This is a genomic window from Pseudomonas taiwanensis (assembly GCF_013393345.1).
Taxonomy (GTDB): Bacteria; Pseudomonadota; Gammaproteobacteria; order Pseudomonadales; family Pseudomonadaceae; genus Metapseudomonas; species Metapseudomonas resinovorans_C.
In genome coordinates, this window is sequence record NZ_QJRF01000071.1 from 21,721 (window position 1) to 38,700 (window position 16,980).

At 64.9% G+C, this 16,980-nt stretch carries 22 protein-coding genes and 1 riboswitch; of the genes, 8 read left to right on the forward strand and 14 right to left on the reverse strand.

Features of this window, described 5'->3' with window-relative positions:
• Nucleotides 1-353 precede the first annotated feature (353 nt).
• From DM872_RS24400 to nrdR, 13 genes are all read right to left on the reverse strand, one after another.
• Nucleotides 354-1,151: a cobalamin-binding protein gene (locus tag DM872_RS24400; RefSeq protein ID WP_179061845.1), complete on the reverse strand. Its 798-nt coding sequence runs from the start codon at nt 1,149-1,151 to the stop codon at nt 354-356.
• The gene (locus DM872_RS24405) at nt 1,151-1,570 is read right to left on the reverse strand and encodes an MFS transporter (protein ID WP_179061846.1); all 420 of its coding nucleotides are present in this window, start codon (nt 1,568-1,570) and stop codon (nt 1,151-1,153) included. Before DM872_RS24405 ends, DM872_RS24400 begins: the two co-directional genes overlap by 1 nt.
• Nucleotides 1,567-2,181, reverse strand: a complete 615-nt coding sequence (ribA, locus tag DM872_RS24410; protein WP_179061847.1) for a GTP cyclohydrolase II — start codon at nt 2,179-2,181, stop codon at nt 1,567-1,569. Before ribA ends, DM872_RS24405 begins: the two co-directional genes overlap by 4 nt.
• A gap of 108 nt (nt 2,182-2,289) precedes the next feature.
• Complete coding sequence (locus DM872_RS24415; protein ID WP_179061848.1) at nt 2,290-2,964, reverse strand: retropepsin-like aspartic protease family protein; 675 nt, start codon at nt 2,962-2,964, stop codon at nt 2,290-2,292.
• On the reverse strand, nt 2,951-3,706 hold the full coding sequence (locus tag DM872_RS24420; RefSeq protein ID WP_179061849.1) for a substrate-binding periplasmic protein: 756 nt from the start codon (nt 3,704-3,706) through the stop codon (nt 2,951-2,953). The genes DM872_RS24415 and DM872_RS24420 overlap by 14 nt, the downstream gene beginning before the upstream one ends.
• A 45-nt stretch (nt 3,707-3,751) precedes the next feature.
• Nucleotides 3,752-4,252 carry a phosphatidylglycerophosphatase A family protein gene (locus DM872_RS24425; protein WP_179061850.1) on the reverse strand — a complete coding sequence of 167 codons (501 nt, stop codon included), beginning with the start codon at nt 4,250-4,252 and terminating at the stop codon, nt 3,752-3,754.
• Complete coding sequence (gene thiL / locus DM872_RS24430) at nt 4,245-5,213, reverse strand: thiamine-phosphate kinase (protein WP_179061851.1); 969 nt, start codon at nt 5,211-5,213, stop codon at nt 4,245-4,247. Before thiL ends, DM872_RS24425 begins: the two co-directional genes overlap by 8 nt.
• Before the next feature lie 13 nt (nt 5,214-5,226).
• The gene (gene nusB / locus DM872_RS24435) at nt 5,227-5,700 is read right to left on the reverse strand and encodes a transcription antitermination factor NusB (protein WP_077522163.1); all 474 of its coding nucleotides are present in this window, start codon (nt 5,698-5,700) and stop codon (nt 5,227-5,229) included.
• Nucleotides 5,697-6,173: a 6,7-dimethyl-8-ribityllumazine synthase gene (gene ribH, locus DM872_RS24440; RefSeq protein WP_016490611.1), complete on the reverse strand. Its 477-nt coding sequence runs from the start codon at nt 6,171-6,173 to the stop codon at nt 5,697-5,699. The genes nusB and ribH overlap by 4 nt, the downstream gene beginning before the upstream one ends.
• A gap of 62 nt (nt 6,174-6,235) precedes the next feature.
• Nucleotides 6,236-7,330, reverse strand: a complete 1,095-nt coding sequence (ribBA, locus tag DM872_RS24445) for a bifunctional 3,4-dihydroxy-2-butanone-4-phosphate synthase/GTP cyclohydrolase II (RefSeq protein ID WP_179061852.1) — start codon at nt 7,328-7,330, stop codon at nt 6,236-6,238.
• 17 nt (nt 7,331-7,347) lie between these two features.
• Nucleotides 7,348-8,010, reverse strand: a complete 663-nt coding sequence (locus tag DM872_RS24450; RefSeq protein ID WP_179061853.1) for a riboflavin synthase — start codon at nt 8,008-8,010, stop codon at nt 7,348-7,350.
• Nucleotides 8,011-8,229: 219 nt separating this feature from the next.
• Nucleotides 8,230-8,376, reverse strand: a riboswitch (FMN riboswitch).
• An 88-nt stretch (nt 8,377-8,464) separates the two neighbouring features.
• Nucleotides 8,465-9,574 (reverse strand): bifunctional diaminohydroxyphosphoribosylaminopyrimidine deaminase/5-amino-6-(5-phosphoribosylamino)uracil reductase RibD, encoded by a 1,110-nt coding sequence (gene ribD / locus DM872_RS24455; protein WP_179061854.1) that lies wholly within the window; start codon nt 9,572-9,574, stop codon nt 8,465-8,467.
• Entirely contained in the window at nt 9,574-10,038 is a 465-nt protein-coding gene (nrdR, locus tag DM872_RS24460) for a transcriptional regulator NrdR (protein ID WP_069082018.1), read from the reverse strand. Before nrdR ends, ribD begins: the two co-directional genes overlap by 1 nt.
• A gap of 112 nt (nt 10,039-10,150) precedes the next feature.
• Between nrdR and DM872_RS24465 the strand changes: the two genes are divergently transcribed.
• The 3 genes from DM872_RS24465 (at nt 10,151) to trxA (ending at nt 12,390) form a co-directional block, all read left to right on the forward strand.
• Entirely contained in the window at nt 10,151-10,576 is a 426-nt protein-coding gene (locus tag DM872_RS24465; RefSeq protein WP_179061855.1) for a YbaY family lipoprotein, read from the forward strand.
• Nucleotides 10,573-11,226, forward strand: a complete 654-nt coding sequence (locus tag DM872_RS24470; RefSeq protein ID WP_179061856.1) for a class I SAM-dependent methyltransferase — start codon at nt 10,573-10,575, stop codon at nt 11,224-11,226. The genes DM872_RS24465 and DM872_RS24470 overlap by 4 nt, the downstream gene beginning before the upstream one ends.
• A 294-nt stretch (nt 11,227-11,520) precedes the next feature.
• Complete coding sequence (gene trxA, locus DM872_RS24475) at nt 11,521-12,390, forward strand: thioredoxin (RefSeq protein ID WP_179061857.1); 870 nt, start codon at nt 11,521-11,523, stop codon at nt 12,388-12,390.
• Nucleotides 12,391-12,460: 70 nt separating this feature from the next.
• On the opposite strand, the gene DM872_RS24480 is transcribed toward trxA, so the two are convergent.
• On the reverse strand, nt 12,461-12,808 hold the full coding sequence (locus DM872_RS24480; protein WP_179061858.1) for a hypothetical protein: 348 nt from the start codon (nt 12,806-12,808) through the stop codon (nt 12,461-12,463).
• A 105-nt stretch (nt 12,809-12,913) separates the two neighbouring features.
• Here DM872_RS24480 and DM872_RS24485 point away from each other — a divergent pair, with 105 nt between their 5' ends.
• From DM872_RS24485 to DM872_RS24505, 5 genes are all read left to right on the forward strand, one after another.
• Nucleotides 12,914-13,480: a DUF2796 domain-containing protein gene (locus DM872_RS24485; protein ID WP_179061859.1), complete on the forward strand. Its 567-nt coding sequence runs from the start codon at nt 12,914-12,916 to the stop codon at nt 13,478-13,480.
• A 40-nt stretch (nt 13,481-13,520) separates the two neighbouring features.
• Complete coding sequence (locus DM872_RS24490) at nt 13,521-14,228, forward strand: ABC transporter ATP-binding protein (RefSeq protein ID WP_179061860.1); 708 nt, start codon at nt 13,521-13,523, stop codon at nt 14,226-14,228.
• A gap of 1 nt (nt 14,229) precedes the next feature.
• Entirely contained in the window at nt 14,230-15,492 is a 1,263-nt protein-coding gene (locus DM872_RS24495; protein WP_179061861.1) for an ABC transporter permease, read from the forward strand.
• A gap of 7 nt (nt 15,493-15,499) precedes the next feature.
• On the forward strand, nt 15,500-16,018 hold the full coding sequence (locus tag DM872_RS24500; RefSeq protein WP_179061862.1) for a DUF3299 domain-containing protein: 519 nt from the start codon (nt 15,500-15,502) through the stop codon (nt 16,016-16,018).
• A gap of 144 nt (nt 16,019-16,162) precedes the next feature.
• Nucleotides 16,163-16,837, forward strand: coding sequence for an OmpW/AlkL family protein (locus tag DM872_RS24505; RefSeq protein WP_179061863.1), 675 nt, complete (start codon nt 16,163-16,165; stop codon nt 16,835-16,837).
• The last annotated feature ends 143 nt before the right edge of the window (nt 16,838-16,980 follow it).

A 16,980-nucleotide genomic window follows, 5' to 3' on the forward strand; every position in this document is an offset into this window, starting at 1 on the left:
ATTGAAATCGCCCCCACAGGAAAAGCAGACAACTGCCCGATTGGCACAGGCTGCTCCCTCTCCCTCTGGGGTGAAGAGGCACGCTTTCGGAAGCACTGCTTCCGGTGCCGATGAACGCCTGAGCGCGAAGCGATCGGGCTGGGGCGCAGAGCGGGGTTGGGGTGAGGGCTGCGTCAGGCTGGCTCGAAACCAGCTCTATTTGCGAATGAACTCGCCGTTGCTTTGATGGGTTGCCAACAGCCACGGCTGATTGACATGGAATCTCCCACAGCATGGGTTTCGCTACGCTCTACCCATCCTACAAAGGCAAATCTGCCGCTTTCGTAGGATGGGTTGAGGTACACCTCGTTCAGCTACCTCGCCGCGTCGAGCAACCGACACAGCTTTCCGGTCGCCGCCAGCATCTGGAAACTCGGGCGTTCCAGCCCCCGGTCCGGTACGGGCCAGACCTGCTTGTTCTTCACAGCCGCCAGCTGTGGCCAGGACGCCCACGCCCTGGCCTGGTCCGGTTCGCTCACCAGGATCACCGCTGGGTCACGCTGCAGCACTGCCTCGATTCCGACTTGTGGCGCCGGCAACGACAGGTCGGCGAAGACGTTTTCCGCGCCACAGACCTTCAGCGCATCACTGACGATCTGACGCCCGCCCAGGGTGTACAGCGGCTTGTCCCACACCTGATAGAAGACTTTCAGCGGCACACCGCGCTGGTGACGCTGGCGCAGCGCTGCCAAGCCCGACTCGAAACGCGCGGCCAACTGGCGGCCCTGTTCGGCGCGGCCCACGCGCTCGCCGATCTCGATGAAGGACTGCGCCAGTTGCGCCAGGTCCCGCGGCTCCACCACCAATTGGGGTACCGAGAGTTTCTTCAGCTGCTCACGGCCGGCAGCGCCGACGCTGTCCGGCCACAGCAGCACCAGATCAGGCTTGAGGCTGAGCAGGCTCTCGGCCTGGAGCTGGCCGTAACGTCCCACGGATGGCAGGCCGGCGAGGATGGCCGGGCGCTCGCCACCATCGAGCACGCCCACCAGCAGATCGCCGGCGCCGAGGTCGAGCATGGTTTCGGTCAGGGAAGGTGCCAGGCTGACCACCCGCAATTGCGCCGTGGCAGGCAGCGCCAGGCACAGCAGCAGACAGGCGAGCAGCCGGCGCATCAGCCGAGCTGGCGGGGGATTCGGTAGAGGTAGAGCATGACCAGGCTGCTCGTGGCCAGGAGGATCAAGGCCACCGCGTTGAGCCCGAATGGCACTGCCAGCGCGGCTATCCAGGCCGGAAGGCCGGCAGCGACAAAGGCTTTGCGGCGTTGACGGGCCAACGCCTGCCAGGCACCCGGCTCTTCGGCGCGGCCGAGGGCGGCTTCGGTCGCCACCAGGGCGCGCTTGTAGCCGGCGAACAGCGGCAGGCTGAGGAACATGGACGCCAGCCCGACAATGAACAGCGGCATCTGCAGGACCGGCAGTGCCGGCTCGCCGTCACCGAACAGGTAACCCATGATGAACAATGGCACCAGGGTGTAGCCCACCTGGAGCCACCAGGCCTGGGCCAGCCGGCGACGGACTTCCTTGCGGGTCACGACTCGGCTTCCGCCTGGTGCATATTGCCGAGCATATGCCCGAGCTTGCCCGCCTTGGTCGCCAGGTACTTGCGATTGTGCTTGTTCAGGCCGGTCTGCAGCGGCACACGTTCGGCCACGTTGAGGCCATAACTTTCCAGCGCCTTGACCTTGCGGGGGTTGTTGGTCATCAGCTTGATGGCGGTAATGCCCAGGTGCTCCAGCATCGGCTGGCACATGGCGTAGTCGCGCTGGTCGGCGCCGAAGCCGAGACGCTCGTTGGCTTCCACGGTATCGGCACCGCCGTCCTGCAGCTCATAGGCGCGAATCTTGTTCAGAAGGCCAATGCCACGACCTTCCTGGCGCAGGTAGAGGAGCACGCCGCAACCGGCATCGGCAATGGCGCGCAGGGCCGCTTCCAGTTGGAAGCCGCAATCGCAGCGCAGGCTGAACAGGGCATCGCCGGTCAGGCACTCGGAGTGCAGACGGCCCAGGACAGGTCCGCCATTGGCCACATCGCCCAGGGTCAGTGCGACATGTTCCTTGCCACTGGCCTCATCGAGGAAGCCGTGCATGGTGAACACGCCGAACGGAGTGGGCAGCTGGGAGGCGGCGACGAAAACGACAGACACCGTGTAACTCCTGGAAATTGGCAAGGCCGGCATTGTAGCAGCAGCGCTAACCGGCACGTCAGATTGAATAGTTGGGGATACGTATCGAATGGCTCGAAGCACGCGGCTTCAGAACTTGGACTCCAGCATCAGCACGCCTTGCTCCTCACGCCAGCGCACGCGGTTGAGGAAGCTCATGCCCAGCAGCACCTCCACCGGCGCTTCGCCTTCGATGACCGCGCCTTCCACGCCCAGCACTTCGAGGCTACCGACCTTGATGCGATCGAACTTCACTCGCCACGCGTTGACCGTGCCACCGGCGGTGCTGGCCTTCATCGGCAGCCCCTTCACCCGGTAGTCGATGCCCAGGCGACGGGCCTGACCCTCGTTCATGGCGACACTGGTGGCCCCGGTGTCTACCAGGAACTGCACCGGATGTCCCTCGATGGAGCCGGCCACCTGGTAGTGGCCGTTATTGCCGCGAGCAATGCTCAGCTGGGCTTTTTGGGGGGCCGACGGGCTGCCGGAACCCACGGAGTCGGCGCTGGACGAATTGTATTCGCGCGAGAGGCCATAGCTGCGCTCAACCCCATCGACCCGTAATACCGCGCCCTTGCTGTCGGCGCTGATCACCTGGACGCCGCCCGGACCGGTCTGCCCGACTTTTACCAGCTTGCGCTGGCCATCGACATTGAGCACTGCGGCACCGGGAAACAGCCCGACCACCTGCACCTGGGTAGCGTCGGCAAGCAGCGGGGCGAGCGCCAGCACGACGGCGGCGATACGCAACTCAGGGCGCGACATGGGGTTTCTCCAGTTCCTTGTCGAAGGCATAGGGTTGCTTCCAGCGCACGAACAGCGGGCGAAGCTCGCCACTGGCAACCAGTGCGTCCATACGGCGGTCGAACATGTCCGCCAGGCGGCGACCACGCGGCGTATTGGCGAAGCCCAGGTAAAGCGGCAGGCGCTTCAGCGGCGTAATGCGGTACTTGTCCGGCTCTGCGGAACTTTCCAGCACATCGTCGACTTCGGTGCGGGCATCGATGTAGAAATCCACGTGTCCGAGTTCGAGCATCGAGAGGATGCCGCTGCGCCGCTGGATTTCCTTGAAGTGCTTCAGGTTGGGCAGGTAGTCCTGGTAGTCGTAACCACGAATCCAGGCCAGGCGGTACTGGCCGAGGGTAGCGAGGGTGGGCACCGGGGTGGAACGCAGCGAGAGTGCAGTGACCTGGTCGGCATCGTAGTGCCAGCGCGGGTAGTAGGCGCTCTGCACCTCATTGCGGTAGGAACCCATCCAGGCGTCGGCTTCGCCACGTTCCACCAGGCCAATGGAGCGGGTATAGGGCACGGAGTGAATCTTGAGCTGGATGCCCTCGGGCTCGTAGACCTTGCGTAGGATGTCCCACCCAAGCCCCTTGCCGTCCGCTTCGGTGTGCTCGGGCCAGACCTCGCTGGCGAGGTGGATTTCGTTGGACGGGAGCTCGTCGGCCCGTGCTGCGGGGAGCAGCAGGCAACCGATCAGAAGCGCCAGGAACCAACTCCGCATGACTCGTCCTCTACCCGCTCATCGTGGCCACGGGTCCTTACAAGACTAGGCCACGCCCCAGACGATGAGTTGCATGGCCAGCCAGGCGAAGACGCCCGCCAGCACATCGTCGAGCATGATCCCCACTCCGCCGTGGACATGACGGTCGATCCAGCGGATCGGCCAGGGCTTGAGGATGTCCATCACGCGGAACACCAGGAACCCCAGCAAGAGCCATTGCCAGCCTTCCGGCACCAGCCAGAGGGTGATCCACATGCCGACCATTTCGTCCCATACGATCCCTTCATGGTCGTGTACGCGCAGGTCATCGGCGACCTTGCCGCACAGCCAGAAGCCGAACAGCATGGTCAGTCCCAGCATCAGCCAGTAGCCCCAATCCGGCAGCATCTGCCAGAGCGGAATGAAAGGCAGCGCCACCAGCGAACCCCAGGTGCCCGGCGCCTTGGGCAAGGTACCCGAGCCAAAACCGAAGGCGATGAAATGCCAGGGATTGCTCCACACCGAGTGGGGGATGGGTTGCGGCGTGGCCGATTCGCGATCAGTCACCTTGACTCCCGAAATGTTGATAGCCCAGGGCCGGCGGCTGCAATTCGATACCGGCGGCGTCCAGCAGGTGCACGCCCTGCCCGACTTCCACACGACCGATCACTGCCACTTCCGGCCAATCCGCCAGGATGGCGGCCAGCTCACTGGCGGGCAGGGTAAAGGCCAGCCGATAGTCGTCGCCACCGGACAGCGCACAATTGCGCGCGAATTCCCTGGAAAAGAGTCCTTCGAGGGCGGCAGACAGCGGCAGCTTGTCTGCATCCACCCACAGTGCGACGCCCGACGCGGCGGCGATATGGCCGCAGTCCGCGAGAAGGCCGTCGGATATGTCCAGCGCGGCGGTCGCGCGTCCGCGCAGCGCCTGGCCGAGATCCAGTTGAGGCTGCGGCGCCCAGTAGCGTTGCAGCAGGTAATCCGCTTCCGGCCCGCTGTGCTTCAGCTCGCCCAGCACCAGCGGCAACGCGCCGCCGCCATCGCCCAGGCTGCCACCCACGCAAAGCAGGTCTCCCGGACGCGCACCGGCGCGGGTCAGCGCCTGGCCGGCAGGCACACGTCCGAAGACGGTGAGGGTCAGGCTCAGCGGCCCGCGAGTGGTATCGCCACCGACCAGGCCGATTCCGCAGCCGCTCGCCATGGTGCAGAGGCCACGGGCGAAGCCGTCGAGCCATTCGGTGCGTGCGGCGGGCAGGGTCAGGGCAAGGGTGAAAGCGATGGGCTTGGCGCCCATGGCCGCCAGGTCGCTGGCGGAAACGGCCAAGGCACGCTGGCCAAGCAGGAAGGGGTCGGCGTCATCCGGAAAATGCACGCCAGCCACCAGGGTGTCGGTGGAGATCGCCAGCTGCTCGCCGGCCGGCAGCTGCAGCAGGGCGCAGTCGTCGCCAATGCCAAGGGCAATGCCTTCGCCTCCGGCCGCACAGGCGGCGGAGGCGAAGAAACGGCGGATCAGCTCGAACTCACCCACGCGCTAGCTGCAATCAGCGCTTGCCGCCGCGGACTTCCGCAGCACGCAGGCGCGGCGCCAGCTTGTCCAGGACGCCGTTGACGAACTTGTGCCCGTCGGTGGCGCCAAACACTTTGGCCAGCTCGATGCCTTCGTTGATCACCACGCGGTACGGCACGTCCTGGCGGTTCATCAGTTCGAAGGTCGACAGGCGCAGGATCGCCAGCTCTACCGGGTCCACTTCTTCGAGGGCACGGTCCAGGCAAGGCAGGAAGGCCGCGTCGATCTCGGTCTTCTGGCGCGGTACCCCGTGCAGTATCTCGTGGAAGTAGGCGCCATCGACGCTGCTGAAATCGTTGTCGACGCGGAACTGCGCCTCGATTTCGTTGAGCGGCTGACCGGCGATGTGCCAGGAGTAGAGCGCCTGCATCGCCAGGCTACGGGCCTGGCGACGGGCTGCGATCTTGCCTTTCGGTGCCTTGGGCGCCGAACCGTCTGCGTTGCTCACTTGGCCTCCAGGGCGGCCAGCAGGCTCACCATCTCCAGGGCGGACAGGGCAGCTTCGGCACCTTTGTTACCGGCTTTGGTGCCGGAACGCTCGATCGCCTGCTCGATGGAATCGACGGTCAGCACGCCGAAGGCGACCGGAACGCCAAACTCCATGGAAACCTGGGCCAGGCCCTTGGTGCACTCGCCGGCAACGTATTCGAAGTGCGGGGTGCCGCCACGAATGACCGCGCCGAGGGCGATGATGGCGGAGTACTCGCCTTGCTGGGCGACCTTCTGGGCTACCAGCGGGATTTCAAAGGCACCGGGAGCGCGGATGAGGGTGATGTCGCTTTCGCTGACACCGTGGCGGACCAGGGCGTCTACAGCGCCGCTCACCAGGCTTTCCACGACGAAGCTGTTGAAACGGCCGACCACCAGGGCATAGCGGCCTTTGGGGGCGATGAAGGTACCTTCGATGGTCTTCAGGGACATGGGCGAGTTCTCGTCAATTAAAGAGCGAGGGCCCCGGCCTTGATGGCCGGAGCCCTGCGGGATCATTCAGCGGGCAGGTATTCTACAACTTCCAGGTCGAAACCGGATATCGCGTTGAACTTCATCGGCGAGCTCATCAGGCGCATCTTGCGCACTCCGAGGTCGCGGAGAATCTGCGATCCGGCACCGACGGTGCTGTAGGTCGTCGGGTTGGTGACCTTGGTTTCCGCCCCCAGCTGACGCTCCAGGTGCGCCAGAAGCTGCGGACCGGTGAGCGGGGTGCCGAGCAGCAGTACCACGCCGCTGCCGGCGGCCGCCACTTCCTTCATGGCGGCGCGCAGGCTCCAGCGGCCAGCCTGGTTGACCATGAACAGGTCGCGCAGCGGGTCCATGTTGTGAACGCGCACCAGAGTCGGCTCTTCCGGGCAGATCTTGCCGAGGGTCAGGGCCATGTGCACGTCGCCTTCCACGGCATCGCGGTAGGTCACCAGGTTGAAGTGGCCCAGTTCGCTGTCCAGCGGCTGCTCGGCGATGCGCTCGACGGTGCGCTCGTGAATCAGGCGGTAGTGAATGAGGTCGGCGATGGTGCCGATCTTGATGCCGTGCTCGGCGGCGAAGGCCTCAAGCTCGGGGCGACGGGACATGGTGCCGTCGTCGTTCATGATCTCGCAGATCACGCCGCTGGCCTCGAAACCGGCCATGCGCGCCAGGTCGCAGGCCGCCTCGGTGTGGCCTGCACGGGCCAGCACGCCGCCCGGCTGGGCCATCAGCGGGAAGATGTGGCCAGGGCTGACGATATCGTCGGCCTTGGCACCCTTGGCCGCAGCCACCTGCACGGTGCGTGCGCGGTCGGCAGCGGAAATGCCGGTGGTCACGCCTTCAGCCGCCTCGATGGAGACGGTGAACTTGGTGCCGAACCCGGAACCGTTGCGCGGCGCCATCAGCGGCAGCTTCAGCAGTTCGCAGCGCTCGCGGGTCATCGGCATGCAGATCAGGCCGCGGGCGAAGCGGGCCATGAAGTTGATGTGCTCGGCCTGCACGCATTCGGAGGCCATGATCAGGTCGCCTTCGTTTTCGCGATCTTCGTCATCCATGAGGATGACCATCTTGCCCTGGCGGATGTCTTCGATCAGTTCGTCGATGTTGTTGAGAGCCATGGGCCCTCCTTCTGAATTCAGTGTTTGAGGTAGCCGTGTTCGGCGAGGAAGCTTTCGGTCAGGCCGGAGGACTGGGGCTCGGCCGCCTTGTCGCCCAGCAGCAGGCGCTCCAGGTAGCGAGCCAGCAGGTCGACCTCGAGGTTCACGCGGCGACCCGGGCGGTAGTCGACCATGATGGTCTCGGCCAGGGTATGCGGGACGATGGTCAACTCGAACTCGGCACCATTCACCGAGTTCACCGTCAGGCTGGTGCCGTCGACGGTGATCGAGCCCTTCAAGGCAATGTATTTGGCCAGTTCACGCGGTGAGCGGATCCTGAATTGCACGGCGCGGGCATTGTCTTCCCGCGCGATGACTTCGCCGATGCCGTCGACATGGCCGCTGACCAGATGGCCGCCAAGGCGGCTGGTGGGCGTCAGGGCCTTTTCCAGGTTGACCGGGCTACCGGGCTTGAGGTCGTCGAAGGCGGTACGCGCCAGGGTTTCGCGGCTGACGTCGGCCCAGAAGCCGTTGCCGGGCAGCTCCACGGCGGTGAGGCAGACGCCATTGACCGCAATGCTGTCGCCCAGTTTGACGTCACCGAGATCCAGCTTGCCGGTTTCCACCAGGACGCGAACGTCGCCACCCTTGGGGGTGATCGCGCGGATGGTGCCGATGGCTTCGATTATGCCGGTGAACATGGGACCTCCAGAGCTTGCAGCGAACCGGCCGAAGCCGGCGAAAGACGCATTATAGGCGCCCGCCCCTCGCCCGCGCGCAGGCAAGCCGCCGGCGCCGGAAGGATGTGGGCTGTTGCATGTGACATCGATGTAACTCCTGTTTCGTGAAAAACAGGGCATATCGGATCGAATGGGATCTGGCAGGCGCAGGCACGGACGTACCCTGGCACAGGCAGGCAATCCCGTTCTCTCTTCATCCGGACTGTTACCGTCGGCCTCGGAATCTCACCGGGTCTGCTGACCCTGCCAGAGGCAGGCGCTCGCGGGCTATGCACAAGGAGTGCAATTACCGCCGGTGGGGACTTGCACCCCGCCCTGAGAACGTTCCAGCCAGCGTTGAGCTGGCTGGCAGGCGTTTTATCACAGTCGTGGCGAACTTGCATCGGCCTGTTCGGCCATGTTGGCAGCGGGAAAATCAGGCAGTGGAGCGAGGTACCGCGATGACCCGCCAGTCGTCGCCCACGGCGCGCATCTCCAGGATATTCAATTCCTGGGCCTCGGCCATCCGTGCCAGCGGCCAGTCGAGCAGCGGGCGCGCACTGGAACCCAGGAACTTGGCAGCGATGAAAATCTGGTACTCATCCACCAGGCCGGCACGGGCAAAGGCCCCGGCGAGGCTCGGGCCGGCTTCCACCAGGATCTCGTTGACGCCACGGCTGGCCAGTTCTTGCAACAGCTGGTGCAGGTCGACACGGCCATCCGTCCCCGGCAACGGCAGCAGCTCGTGCCCCGGATAGCCATCCTGAGCAGCCGTGTTGGCGGTGGCCACCAACGTCGGCCCCGCCTGGAAGAACGGTGCCGACAACGGCACTCGCAGGCGCCCGTCCACCAGCACCCGCAGCGGCGGGCGACTGACCGCCAGCGCAGTGAGTTCGGAATCGAGACCCAACTCGTCAGCACGTACGGTCAGGCGTGCGGCGTCGGTGAGCACGGTGTCGGCGCCGGTCAGCACCACGCTGGCGCGAGCACGCAGGCGCTGCACCGCCGAGCGGGCCGCCGGGCCGGTAATCCATTGGCTTTCGCCACTGGCCATCGCCGTGCGGCCATCGAGGCTCATGGCCAGCTTGACCCTGACGAAGGGCAGACCCTGTTCCATGCGCTTGATGAAGCCGGCATTCAGTGCACGGGCCTCGGCCTCCAGCACGCCGCTCTCCACCGCGATGCCAGCATCGGCCAGGCGCTGCAGGCCACGGCCGGCGACCTGGGGATTGGGGTCCTGCATGGCCGCAACCACGCGCCCGACCCCGGCGGCCACCAGCGCATCCGCGCAGGGCGGCGTACGGCCATGGTGGCTGCAAGGTTCGAGGGTGACGTAGGCGGTCGCGCCGCGGGCCAGTTCTCCGGCCTGGCGCAGGGCATGGACTTCCGCATGGGGTTCGCCAGCGCGCACGTGCCAGCCTTCGCCGACGACCTGGCCATCACGAACGATGACGCAACCGACGCGGGGATTGGGATGGGTGGAGTAGATACCCTTGCGCGCCAGCTCCAGGGCGCGGGCCATGTAGGCCTGATCGCTGGCGGCCATCAGTCTTTCGACGGCTCGCGGGCCAGGCGTTCGATTTCCTCGCGGAACTCGTTGAGGTCCTGGAAGCGGCGATAGACCGAGGCGAAACGGATGTAGGCGACTTCGTCGAGCTTCTGCAGTTCGAGCATCACCAGTTCACCCAGCACCCGCGACTTCACCTCGCGCTCGCCGGTGGCGCGCAGCTTGTGCTTGATATGGGCAATGGCTGCTTCCAGACGCTCTACGCTTACGGGACGCTTCTCCAGCGCGCGTTGCATGCCGGCGCGCAACTTGTCCTCGTCGAAGGGCTGGCGACTGCCGTCCTGCTTGATCAGTCGGGGCATGACCAGTTCGGCGGTTTCGAAGGTGGTGAAGCGCTCTTCGCAGGCCAGGCATTCCCGGCGGCGGCGCACCTGGTCGCCCTCGGCGACCAGCCGCGAATCGATGACCTTGGTGTCGTGGGCGCCGCAGAATGGACAATGCATGGCGTTCGAGGGGCATCTGCAGAAAAGGGGGTCCATGGTAGCGCATCCCGGGGGCAAGACAAGCCGACGGCTTTGCGCTATAAGCCCCGCGCACCAGTATCAGGAAGCCCAGATGCGCCCACTCATCCCCCTGTTCCTCACCGCGCTGCTCGCTGCTTGCGCCAGCGAAGAACCCGCCCCGGAACTGCCGACTCCGGCACCGCAGGCCAAGGTGGAAGCCACGCCCGCCCATATGCGCGAACTGAGCGGCGTGCTGAATGCGCCACCTTCCGGCAGCGAGGTCGAACTGGCGCTGATGTCGATCGATTCCCGCGACCGCCCGCAGCGCCTGCTCGGCAGCCTGTTGCTGAACGGCAACGGCGGTCCACTGCCCTTCCGCCTTTTGTTCAACCCGGAAGCGTTCCCCCGGGGCGAGCGCGTGGAGCTCCGTGGGCGCGCGAGCCAGTCGGGGCAACTGATCCTGAAGCTGCAACCGCGCCTGATCCTGCAGCCTGAGAACCAGGTCCTCGGACCGTTGCAGATGGTTCCGGCACCATGAGCGCACCGGCAGCACTGCAGCAGGCACTGGTCCAATTGCTGGGTGACGCCAGCCTCAGCGCGGAAACCCTGCCCGGCACTGATCTCAAGCTCTGGCTGATCGATGCCAACAACATGGACCGCGCCTTCAGCCCCGAAGAAACCCGGCGCATCCTCGAAGAGCCTCCCTACTGGTGCTTCTGCTGGGCCAGCGGCCTGGCACTGGCGCGCTGGCTGGCCGAGAGGCCGGAGTGGGTCGCTGGCAAACGCGTGCTCGACTTCGGCGCGGGTTCAGGCGTTGCCGCCATTGCCGCAGCCAAGGCCGGTGCCGCCGAAGTGGTGGCCTGCGATCTCGATCCGCTGGCGCTGGAGGCCTGCCGCGCCAATGCCGAACTCAATGGCGTGGAGCTGAGCTATTCGGCGGACTTTTTCCAGGAAGAAGACCGCTTCGACCTGATCATCGTCGCCGATGTGCTCTACGACCGCGCCAACCTGCCGCTGCTCGACCACTTCCTCACGCGCGGCCGCCAGGCCCTGGTGGCCGACTCGCGGGTACGCGACTTCCAGCACGCGCTCTATACCCGTCTCGCCGTGCTGGACGCCTGCACCTGGCCAGACCTGGCAGAGCCGGCCGAGTTTCGCCATGTGAGCCTGTATCACGCGATTCGGTGAGCCTGGGCTAGTGCATTGCCCGTAGGAGCTGGCTTGCCAGCGAATGGCCCTTTTTCGCTAGCAAGCTAGCTCCTAAAAGGCTCCTGACTTCTGGCAGACACAGCCGATTCAGGTAACGAATCGTCCCGGTGAAGCTCGGCGTTGGGGCGCCCCTGCGGGTCGCTTGGCGAATGAATTCGCCCCCACAGGTGAAGCAGGCCGTGCCATCTGCAAGCTCCGAGCTCGTGCAGGCATATTCATCCCTGTTCGCCAGCCGTATGATTCGCCCATCCCTTCGTGCCTTCGAGTGCCCAGATGAGCGACATTCCCTACATCTTCGATACCACCGGTGCCGACTTCGACCAGGCGGTGATCCAGAACTCCTTCCAGAAGCCCGTGCTGGTGGATTTCTGGGCTGACTGGTGCGCGCCCTGCAAAGCGTTGATGCCGCTGCTGGCGCAGATCACCGAGTCCTACCAGGGCGAACTCCTGCTGGCCAAGGTGAACTGCGATATCGAGCAGGACATCGTGATGCGCTTCGGCATCCGCAGCCTGCCCACCGTCGTGCTGTTCAAGGACGGCCAACCCGTGGACGGCTTTGCCGGCGCCCAGCCGGAGTCGGCTATCCGCGCCATGCTCGAGCCCCATGTACAGATGCCCGCCACGCCCCAGGGCAACCTGCTGGATGCTGCCCAGGCCGCCTTCAGCGAAGGCCGTATCAGCGAAGCCGAGAACCTGCTCAAGCAACTGCTCACCGAAGACAACACCAACGCTGCCGGCCTGATCCTCTATGCCCGCTGCCTGGCCGAACGCGGTGAACTGGGCGAAGCGGAAACCGTGCTCAATGCAGTCAAGAGTGACGAACACAAGCAAGCCCTGGCTGGCGCCCGTGCCCAGCTGACCTTCCTCCGCCAGGCCGCCAGCCTGCCGGAAGTGGCTGACCTGAAGTCCCGGCTTGCACAGGACGCTGGCGACGACGAAGCGGTTTATCAGCTGGCGATCCAGCAACTCTCCCGTCAGCAGTACGAGCCGGCGCTGGACAGCCTGCTCAAGCTGTTCGTGCGCAACCGTGGCTATGAGAGCGGCCTGCCCCACAAGACGCTGCTGCAGGTATTCGACCTGCTGGGTAACGACCATCCTCTGGTCGGCACTTACCGCCGCAAGCTGTACAACGCGATCTACTGATCCGGCTCTGGGTCCGTTCTACCCTGCGGGAGCGACTTCATTCGCGATTGAAGTCGCTCCCACTGCCCCTTCAGCCCCGCCAGATATAAAGGGGCGCATCCTCCCGCACTTCGACATGCACCTGCTCACTGTGGCGCAGCCGCACCAGCAGGCGTTTGCCCGCGGCAATGCCACCGGCCAGGCCTTCCAGTTCCGCCAGCAGGCGAGGACCTTCCATTTGTCCGGCCTCCCGCAATAACTGCTGAGCGGTCTCCCAAAGCGCATCGCTGCGCGGCGCGCTCGGAACCTTCGGCACCACCGGAGCCGGGGCCGCCATCTCGGGCGTCAGGCGACTGGCCAACTGGTCCCAGTCCTCGGCATCCATTTCAACCGTCAGGTCGACCGGCCAGTCGCCGATCTGTCCGCGAATTCGCAGCATGTCCCACTCCTCCAGAAACGAATGCGCAATGCTCCCATGGTGTTGGCGGGCTGCCTACATTTGTTATAACGTAACGCAAATTTAGCCATCTCCCGGAGCCCCGTCATGCGCCGCCTGCTGCTCGCCCTGCCCTTCGCCCTGCTGCCCCTGGCCGTCGCCCAGGCCCACGAGCACGACCATGATCACGAACACGGCAGTCTCGGTGCCCATGAACACGGAGTGGCGCAGCTGAATGGCGTACTGGACGGCAAGACCCTGGAACTGGAGTTGGAAAGCCCGAGCATGAACCTCGTGGGTTTCGAGCACGAGGCCAGGAGCGATGCCGACAAGGCCAAGGTGGCGGCCGTCCGTGCAGAACTGGAAAAGCCCCTGGCGCTCTTCGCCCTCCCCGGGACGGCAGGCTGCAAGGTCGCATCCCAGGAACTGGAGAGTCCGCTCTTCGGCGCTGACGAGCACCATGACGAGCATGCCGAAGGTCATGACCACGATCACAGTGAAATCCACGCCCATTACCAGTTCGAGTGCGCGAACCCCAGCGCCTTGAAAACCCTGGATCTTGCCGGGCTGTTCCAGCGCTTCCCCGCCACCCTGAAAATTCAGGTACAACTGATCGGCCCCAACGGCCAGCAAGGCGCGGAACTCAGCGCCAGCAACGCCAGCCTGAGCTTCTAACCTTTCGCAGACACAGCCGGGGCAACCCGGCTGGAATCCCATGAGCCAGACACTGATCGACCTCCAGGGGCTGGGCTTTGCCTGGCCCGGCCATCCGGAACTGCTGGATATCCCCGAATTCCGCCTGCAACGCGGTGAAAGCCTCTTCCTCAAAGGCCCCAGCGGCAGCGGCAAGACCACCTTGCTGGGCTTGCTCGGCGGCGTGCAGAAGCCGGGCCGTGGCAGCATCCGACTGCTCGGCCAGGACCTCGCGTCGCTGTCGGCCAGCGCTCGCGACCACTTCCGCGTGGACCACACCGGCTACATCTTCCAGCAATTCAACCTGCTGCCATTCCTGTCGGTACGGGAGAACGTCGAGCTTCCCTGTCGCTTCTCACGCCTGCGTGCCGAACGTGCACGCCAGCGCCACGGCAGCGTCGATGCAGCGGCAGCAACCCTCCTGCGCCATCTCGGCCTGAAAGAAGAACTGCTGCAACGCCGCGCCGACGCACTGTCCATCGGCCAACAACAACGGGTAGCCGCCGCTCGCGCACTGATTGGCCAGCCGGAACTGGTGATCGCCGACGAACCAACCTCGGCCCTCGATGCCGACGCCCGCGAGGCCTTCCTGCAACTGCTGTTCGCCGAATGCCGTGAGGCCGGCTCCAGCCTGCTGTTCGTCAGCCATGACCAGAGCCTGGCCCCGCTGTTCGACCGCAGCCTGTCGCTGGCGGAACTGAACCACGCCGCGCGCATCGAGGAGGATTGAGATGTATCTGCTGCGCCTGGCCCTGGCCAGCCTCGCCAACCGCCGTTTCACCGCGCTGCTCACGGTCTTCGCCATTGCCCTGTCGGTCTGCCTGCTGCTGGCGGTCGAGCGCGTTCGGACCGAAGCCCGCGCCAGCTTCGCCAGCACCATCAGTGGCACCGATCTGATCGTCGGCGCCCGCTCCGGCTCGGTGAACCTGCTGCTCTATTCCGTATTCCGTATCGGCAACGCCACCAACAACATCCGCTGGGACAGCTTCGAAGCGATCAGCCAGGACAAGCGGGTGAAGTGGGCCATACCGATTTCGCTCGGCGATTCTCATCGTGGCTACCGCGTGATGGGCACCAACGCTGCCTACTTCGAGCACTATCACTACGGCCGCGGCCAGCCCCTGCAACTGGCCGAAGGCAAGCCCTTCGCCGATATGTTCGAAGTGGTCCTTGGCGCCGAAGTGGCCGAAGCCCTGCACTACAAGCTGGGGGACAAGCTGGTGCTGGCCCATGGCGTCAGCACCGTCAGCCTGATGCAGCATGACGACAAGCCCTTCAGCGTGGTCGGCATCCTCGCCCGCACCGGCACCCCCGTGGACCGCACCCTGCATGTTTCCCTGGCCGGCATGGAGGCCTTGCACGTCGACTGGCAGAACGGTGTGCCCGCCCGCGGCGCGGGCAAGGTCAGCGCCGATCAGGCGCGCACCATGGACCTGCAGCCCAAGGCCATAACGGCCTTCCTCCTCGGCCTCAACAGCAAGATCGCCACGTTCGCCTTGCAACGGCAGATCAACGAGTACCGGGGCGAACCCTTGCTGGCGATTCTCCCGGGCGTAGCCCTGCAAGAACTCTGGAGCCTGATGGGCACGGCGGAGAAGGCGCTTTTCGTGGTGTCATTGTTCGTCGTGCTCACCGGGCTGATCGGCATGCTCACGGCCATCCTCACCAGCCTCAACGAGCGCCGCCGGGAGATGGCCATTCTCCGCTCGGTCGGCGCACGGCCCTGGCATATCGGCAGCCTGCTGGTGCTGGAAGCCTTCGCCCTGACCCTGGCAGGTGCAGTGCTGGGGCTGGGTCTTCTCTATCTGGGGATTGCGCTCAGCCAAGGCTACGTGCAGGCCAACTATGGCCTCTATCTGCCACTGGCCCTGCCCAGCCCCTATGAGTGGACGCTGCTCGGCGCTATTCTGGCCGCCGCCCTGCTGATGGGCGTAGTGCCAGCCTGGCGTGCCTATCGGCAGTCGCTGGCCGACGGTCTGTCCATTCGCCTGTGAGATTTTCATGACGCGCATCCTGCTGGCCCTGTTGTTGACGCTTTCCTCCCCGCTCTGGGCCAGCGAGGTACGCGAACTCACCTGGGCCGAAATGATTCCGGAAGGTGCGCCGCCACCTGCACCGCCGGCCCCTATCCACGATCTGTCGCAGCTGTCGGACGCGCTCCAGGCCGAAGCCGGCCCGGCGGCCACACAACAGTCGCCGGCGGCTCCGGTGGTCCAGGCGCTGGATGGCCAGGAAGTGAAGTTGCCGGGCTATATCGTGCCGCTGGACGTGACGGAAGAAGGCCGCGTCACCGAATTCCTCCTGGTGCCCTACTTCGGCGCCTGTATCCACGTCCCGCCGCCGCCGTCGAACCAGATCGTCCACGTGAAGAGTGAACTCGGCGTACTGATGGATGCCCTCTACCAGCCCTTCTGGATCGAAGGTCCGCTACAGGTAAAGGCCAGCAGCAGCGACCTGGCCGAGGCGGGTTACCAGATGGATGCGAGCAAGATCTATCCCTACGAATCGCCTTCCAACTGAACCCTGGATGCGCCAAGGCCCGGGTTTCACCGGGCCTTTTTTGTATGCGCGTTCAGCGGCATTGCTCTGGATCAAGATACAAAGCTTCCTAATTACTGACACTGGCGCCAGCCCAACACATATAGAACTGACTGGAGCCTTTTCATGCGCAAGCATCTTCTCACCGCCTCCCTTCTCGCCCTTGCCATCGCATCGCCCCTGGCCCAGGCCCACAAGGCCGGCGATGTGATCATCCGCGCCGGCGCCGCCACCGTCGACCCGAACGAAGACAGTTCCAACCTTTCGCTTGCCGGTACCAAGGCGGGCGGTACCAAGGCCACCCTGGATAGCGATACCCAGCTGGGCCTGACTGGCGTGTACATGCTGACCGACCACGTAGGCCTTGAACTGCTGGCCGCGACACCCTTCCAGCACGAAGTGGGGGTGAAGGGCCTTGGCGGCGCACTGGACGGCAAACTGGCTGATATCAAGCACCTGCCGCCGACCCTGAGCCTGCAGTACTACCCGATGGACCCGAACTCGGCCTTCCAGCCCTATGTTGGTGCGGGCCTGAACTACACCCTGTTCTTCGACGAGGATTTGACCAGCTCGCGCAAAGCGCAAGGCTTCAGCAACCTGGACCTCGACGACTCCTGGGGTCTGGCCGCACAGGTCGGCATGGACTACATGCTGACCGACCACATCCTCCTGAACGCCGCCGTCTGGTACATGGACATCGACACCAAGGCCACGACCGATCTGGCGGGCGTGGGCAAGGTCAAGGTCGATGTGGACGTGGATCCGTGGGTCTACATGGTGGGCGTTGGCTACAAGTTCTGAGCGGGGAACACTCCCGCCAAAGGCGCCTTCGGGCGCCTTTTTTGTGCCTGTAGCTTTAGCGGGGTACAGGGTTCGACGGGGAGCCCGGATCAACCCCGCCGCTGCACATCACGCGCCCGGCTGGATTGGGTAAACAGGCGGTG

Coding starts and splice junctions, on each gene's coding strand:
- DM872_RS24420 (WP_179061849.1), bottom strand. CDS start 3,706: ATGCGGAGTTGGTTCCTGGCGCTTCTGATCGGTTGCCTGCTGCTCCCC.
- DM872_RS24485 (WP_179061859.1), top strand. CDS start 12,914: ATGCGCCGCCTGCTGCTCGCCCTGCCCTTCGCCCTGCTGCCCCTGGCC.
- ribH (WP_016490611.1), bottom strand. CDS start 6,173: ATGTCCCTGAAGACCATCGAAGGTACCTTCATCGCCCCCAAAGGCCGC.
- DM872_RS24450 (WP_179061853.1), bottom strand. CDS start 8,010: ATGTTCACCGGCATAATCGAAGCCATCGGCACCATCCGCGCGATCACC.
- ribD (WP_179061854.1), bottom strand. CDS start 9,574: ATGGCCGCCAGCGATCAGGCCTACATGGCCCGCGCCCTGGAGCTGGCG.
- DM872_RS24505 (WP_179061863.1), top strand. CDS start 16,163: ATGCGCAAGCATCTTCTCACCGCCTCCCTTCTCGCCCTTGCCATCGCA.
- DM872_RS24490 (WP_179061860.1), top strand. CDS start 13,521: ATGAGCCAGACACTGATCGACCTCCAGGGGCTGGGCTTTGCCTGGCCC.
- DM872_RS24465 (WP_179061855.1), top strand. CDS start 10,151: ATGCGCCCACTCATCCCCCTGTTCCTCACCGCGCTGCTCGCTGCTTGC.
- ribBA (WP_179061852.1), bottom strand. CDS start 7,330: ATGGCTCTCAACAACATCGACGAACTGATCGAAGACATCCGCCAGGGC.
- nrdR (WP_069082018.1), bottom strand. CDS start 10,038: ATGCATTGTCCATTCTGCGGCGCCCACGACACCAAGGTCATCGATTCG.
- DM872_RS24495 (WP_179061861.1), top strand. CDS start 14,230: ATGTATCTGCTGCGCCTGGCCCTGGCCAGCCTCGCCAACCGCCGTTTC.
- DM872_RS24500 (WP_179061862.1), top strand. CDS start 15,500: ATGACGCGCATCCTGCTGGCCCTGTTGTTGACGCTTTCCTCCCCGCTC.
- DM872_RS24470 (WP_179061856.1), top strand. CDS start 10,573: ATGAGCGCACCGGCAGCACTGCAGCAGGCACTGGTCCAATTGCTGGGT.
- trxA (WP_179061857.1), top strand. CDS start 11,521: ATGAGCGACATTCCCTACATCTTCGATACCACCGGTGCCGACTTCGAC.
- DM872_RS24415 (WP_179061848.1), bottom strand. CDS start 2,964: ATGTCGCGCCCTGAGTTGCGTATCGCCGCCGTCGTGCTGGCGCTCGCC.
- DM872_RS24480 (WP_179061858.1), bottom strand. CDS start 12,808: ATGCTGCGAATTCGCGGACAGATCGGCGACTGGCCGGTCGACCTGACG.
- DM872_RS24400 (WP_179061845.1), bottom strand. CDS start 1,151: ATGCGCCGGCTGCTCGCCTGTCTGCTGCTGTGCCTGGCGCTGCCTGCC.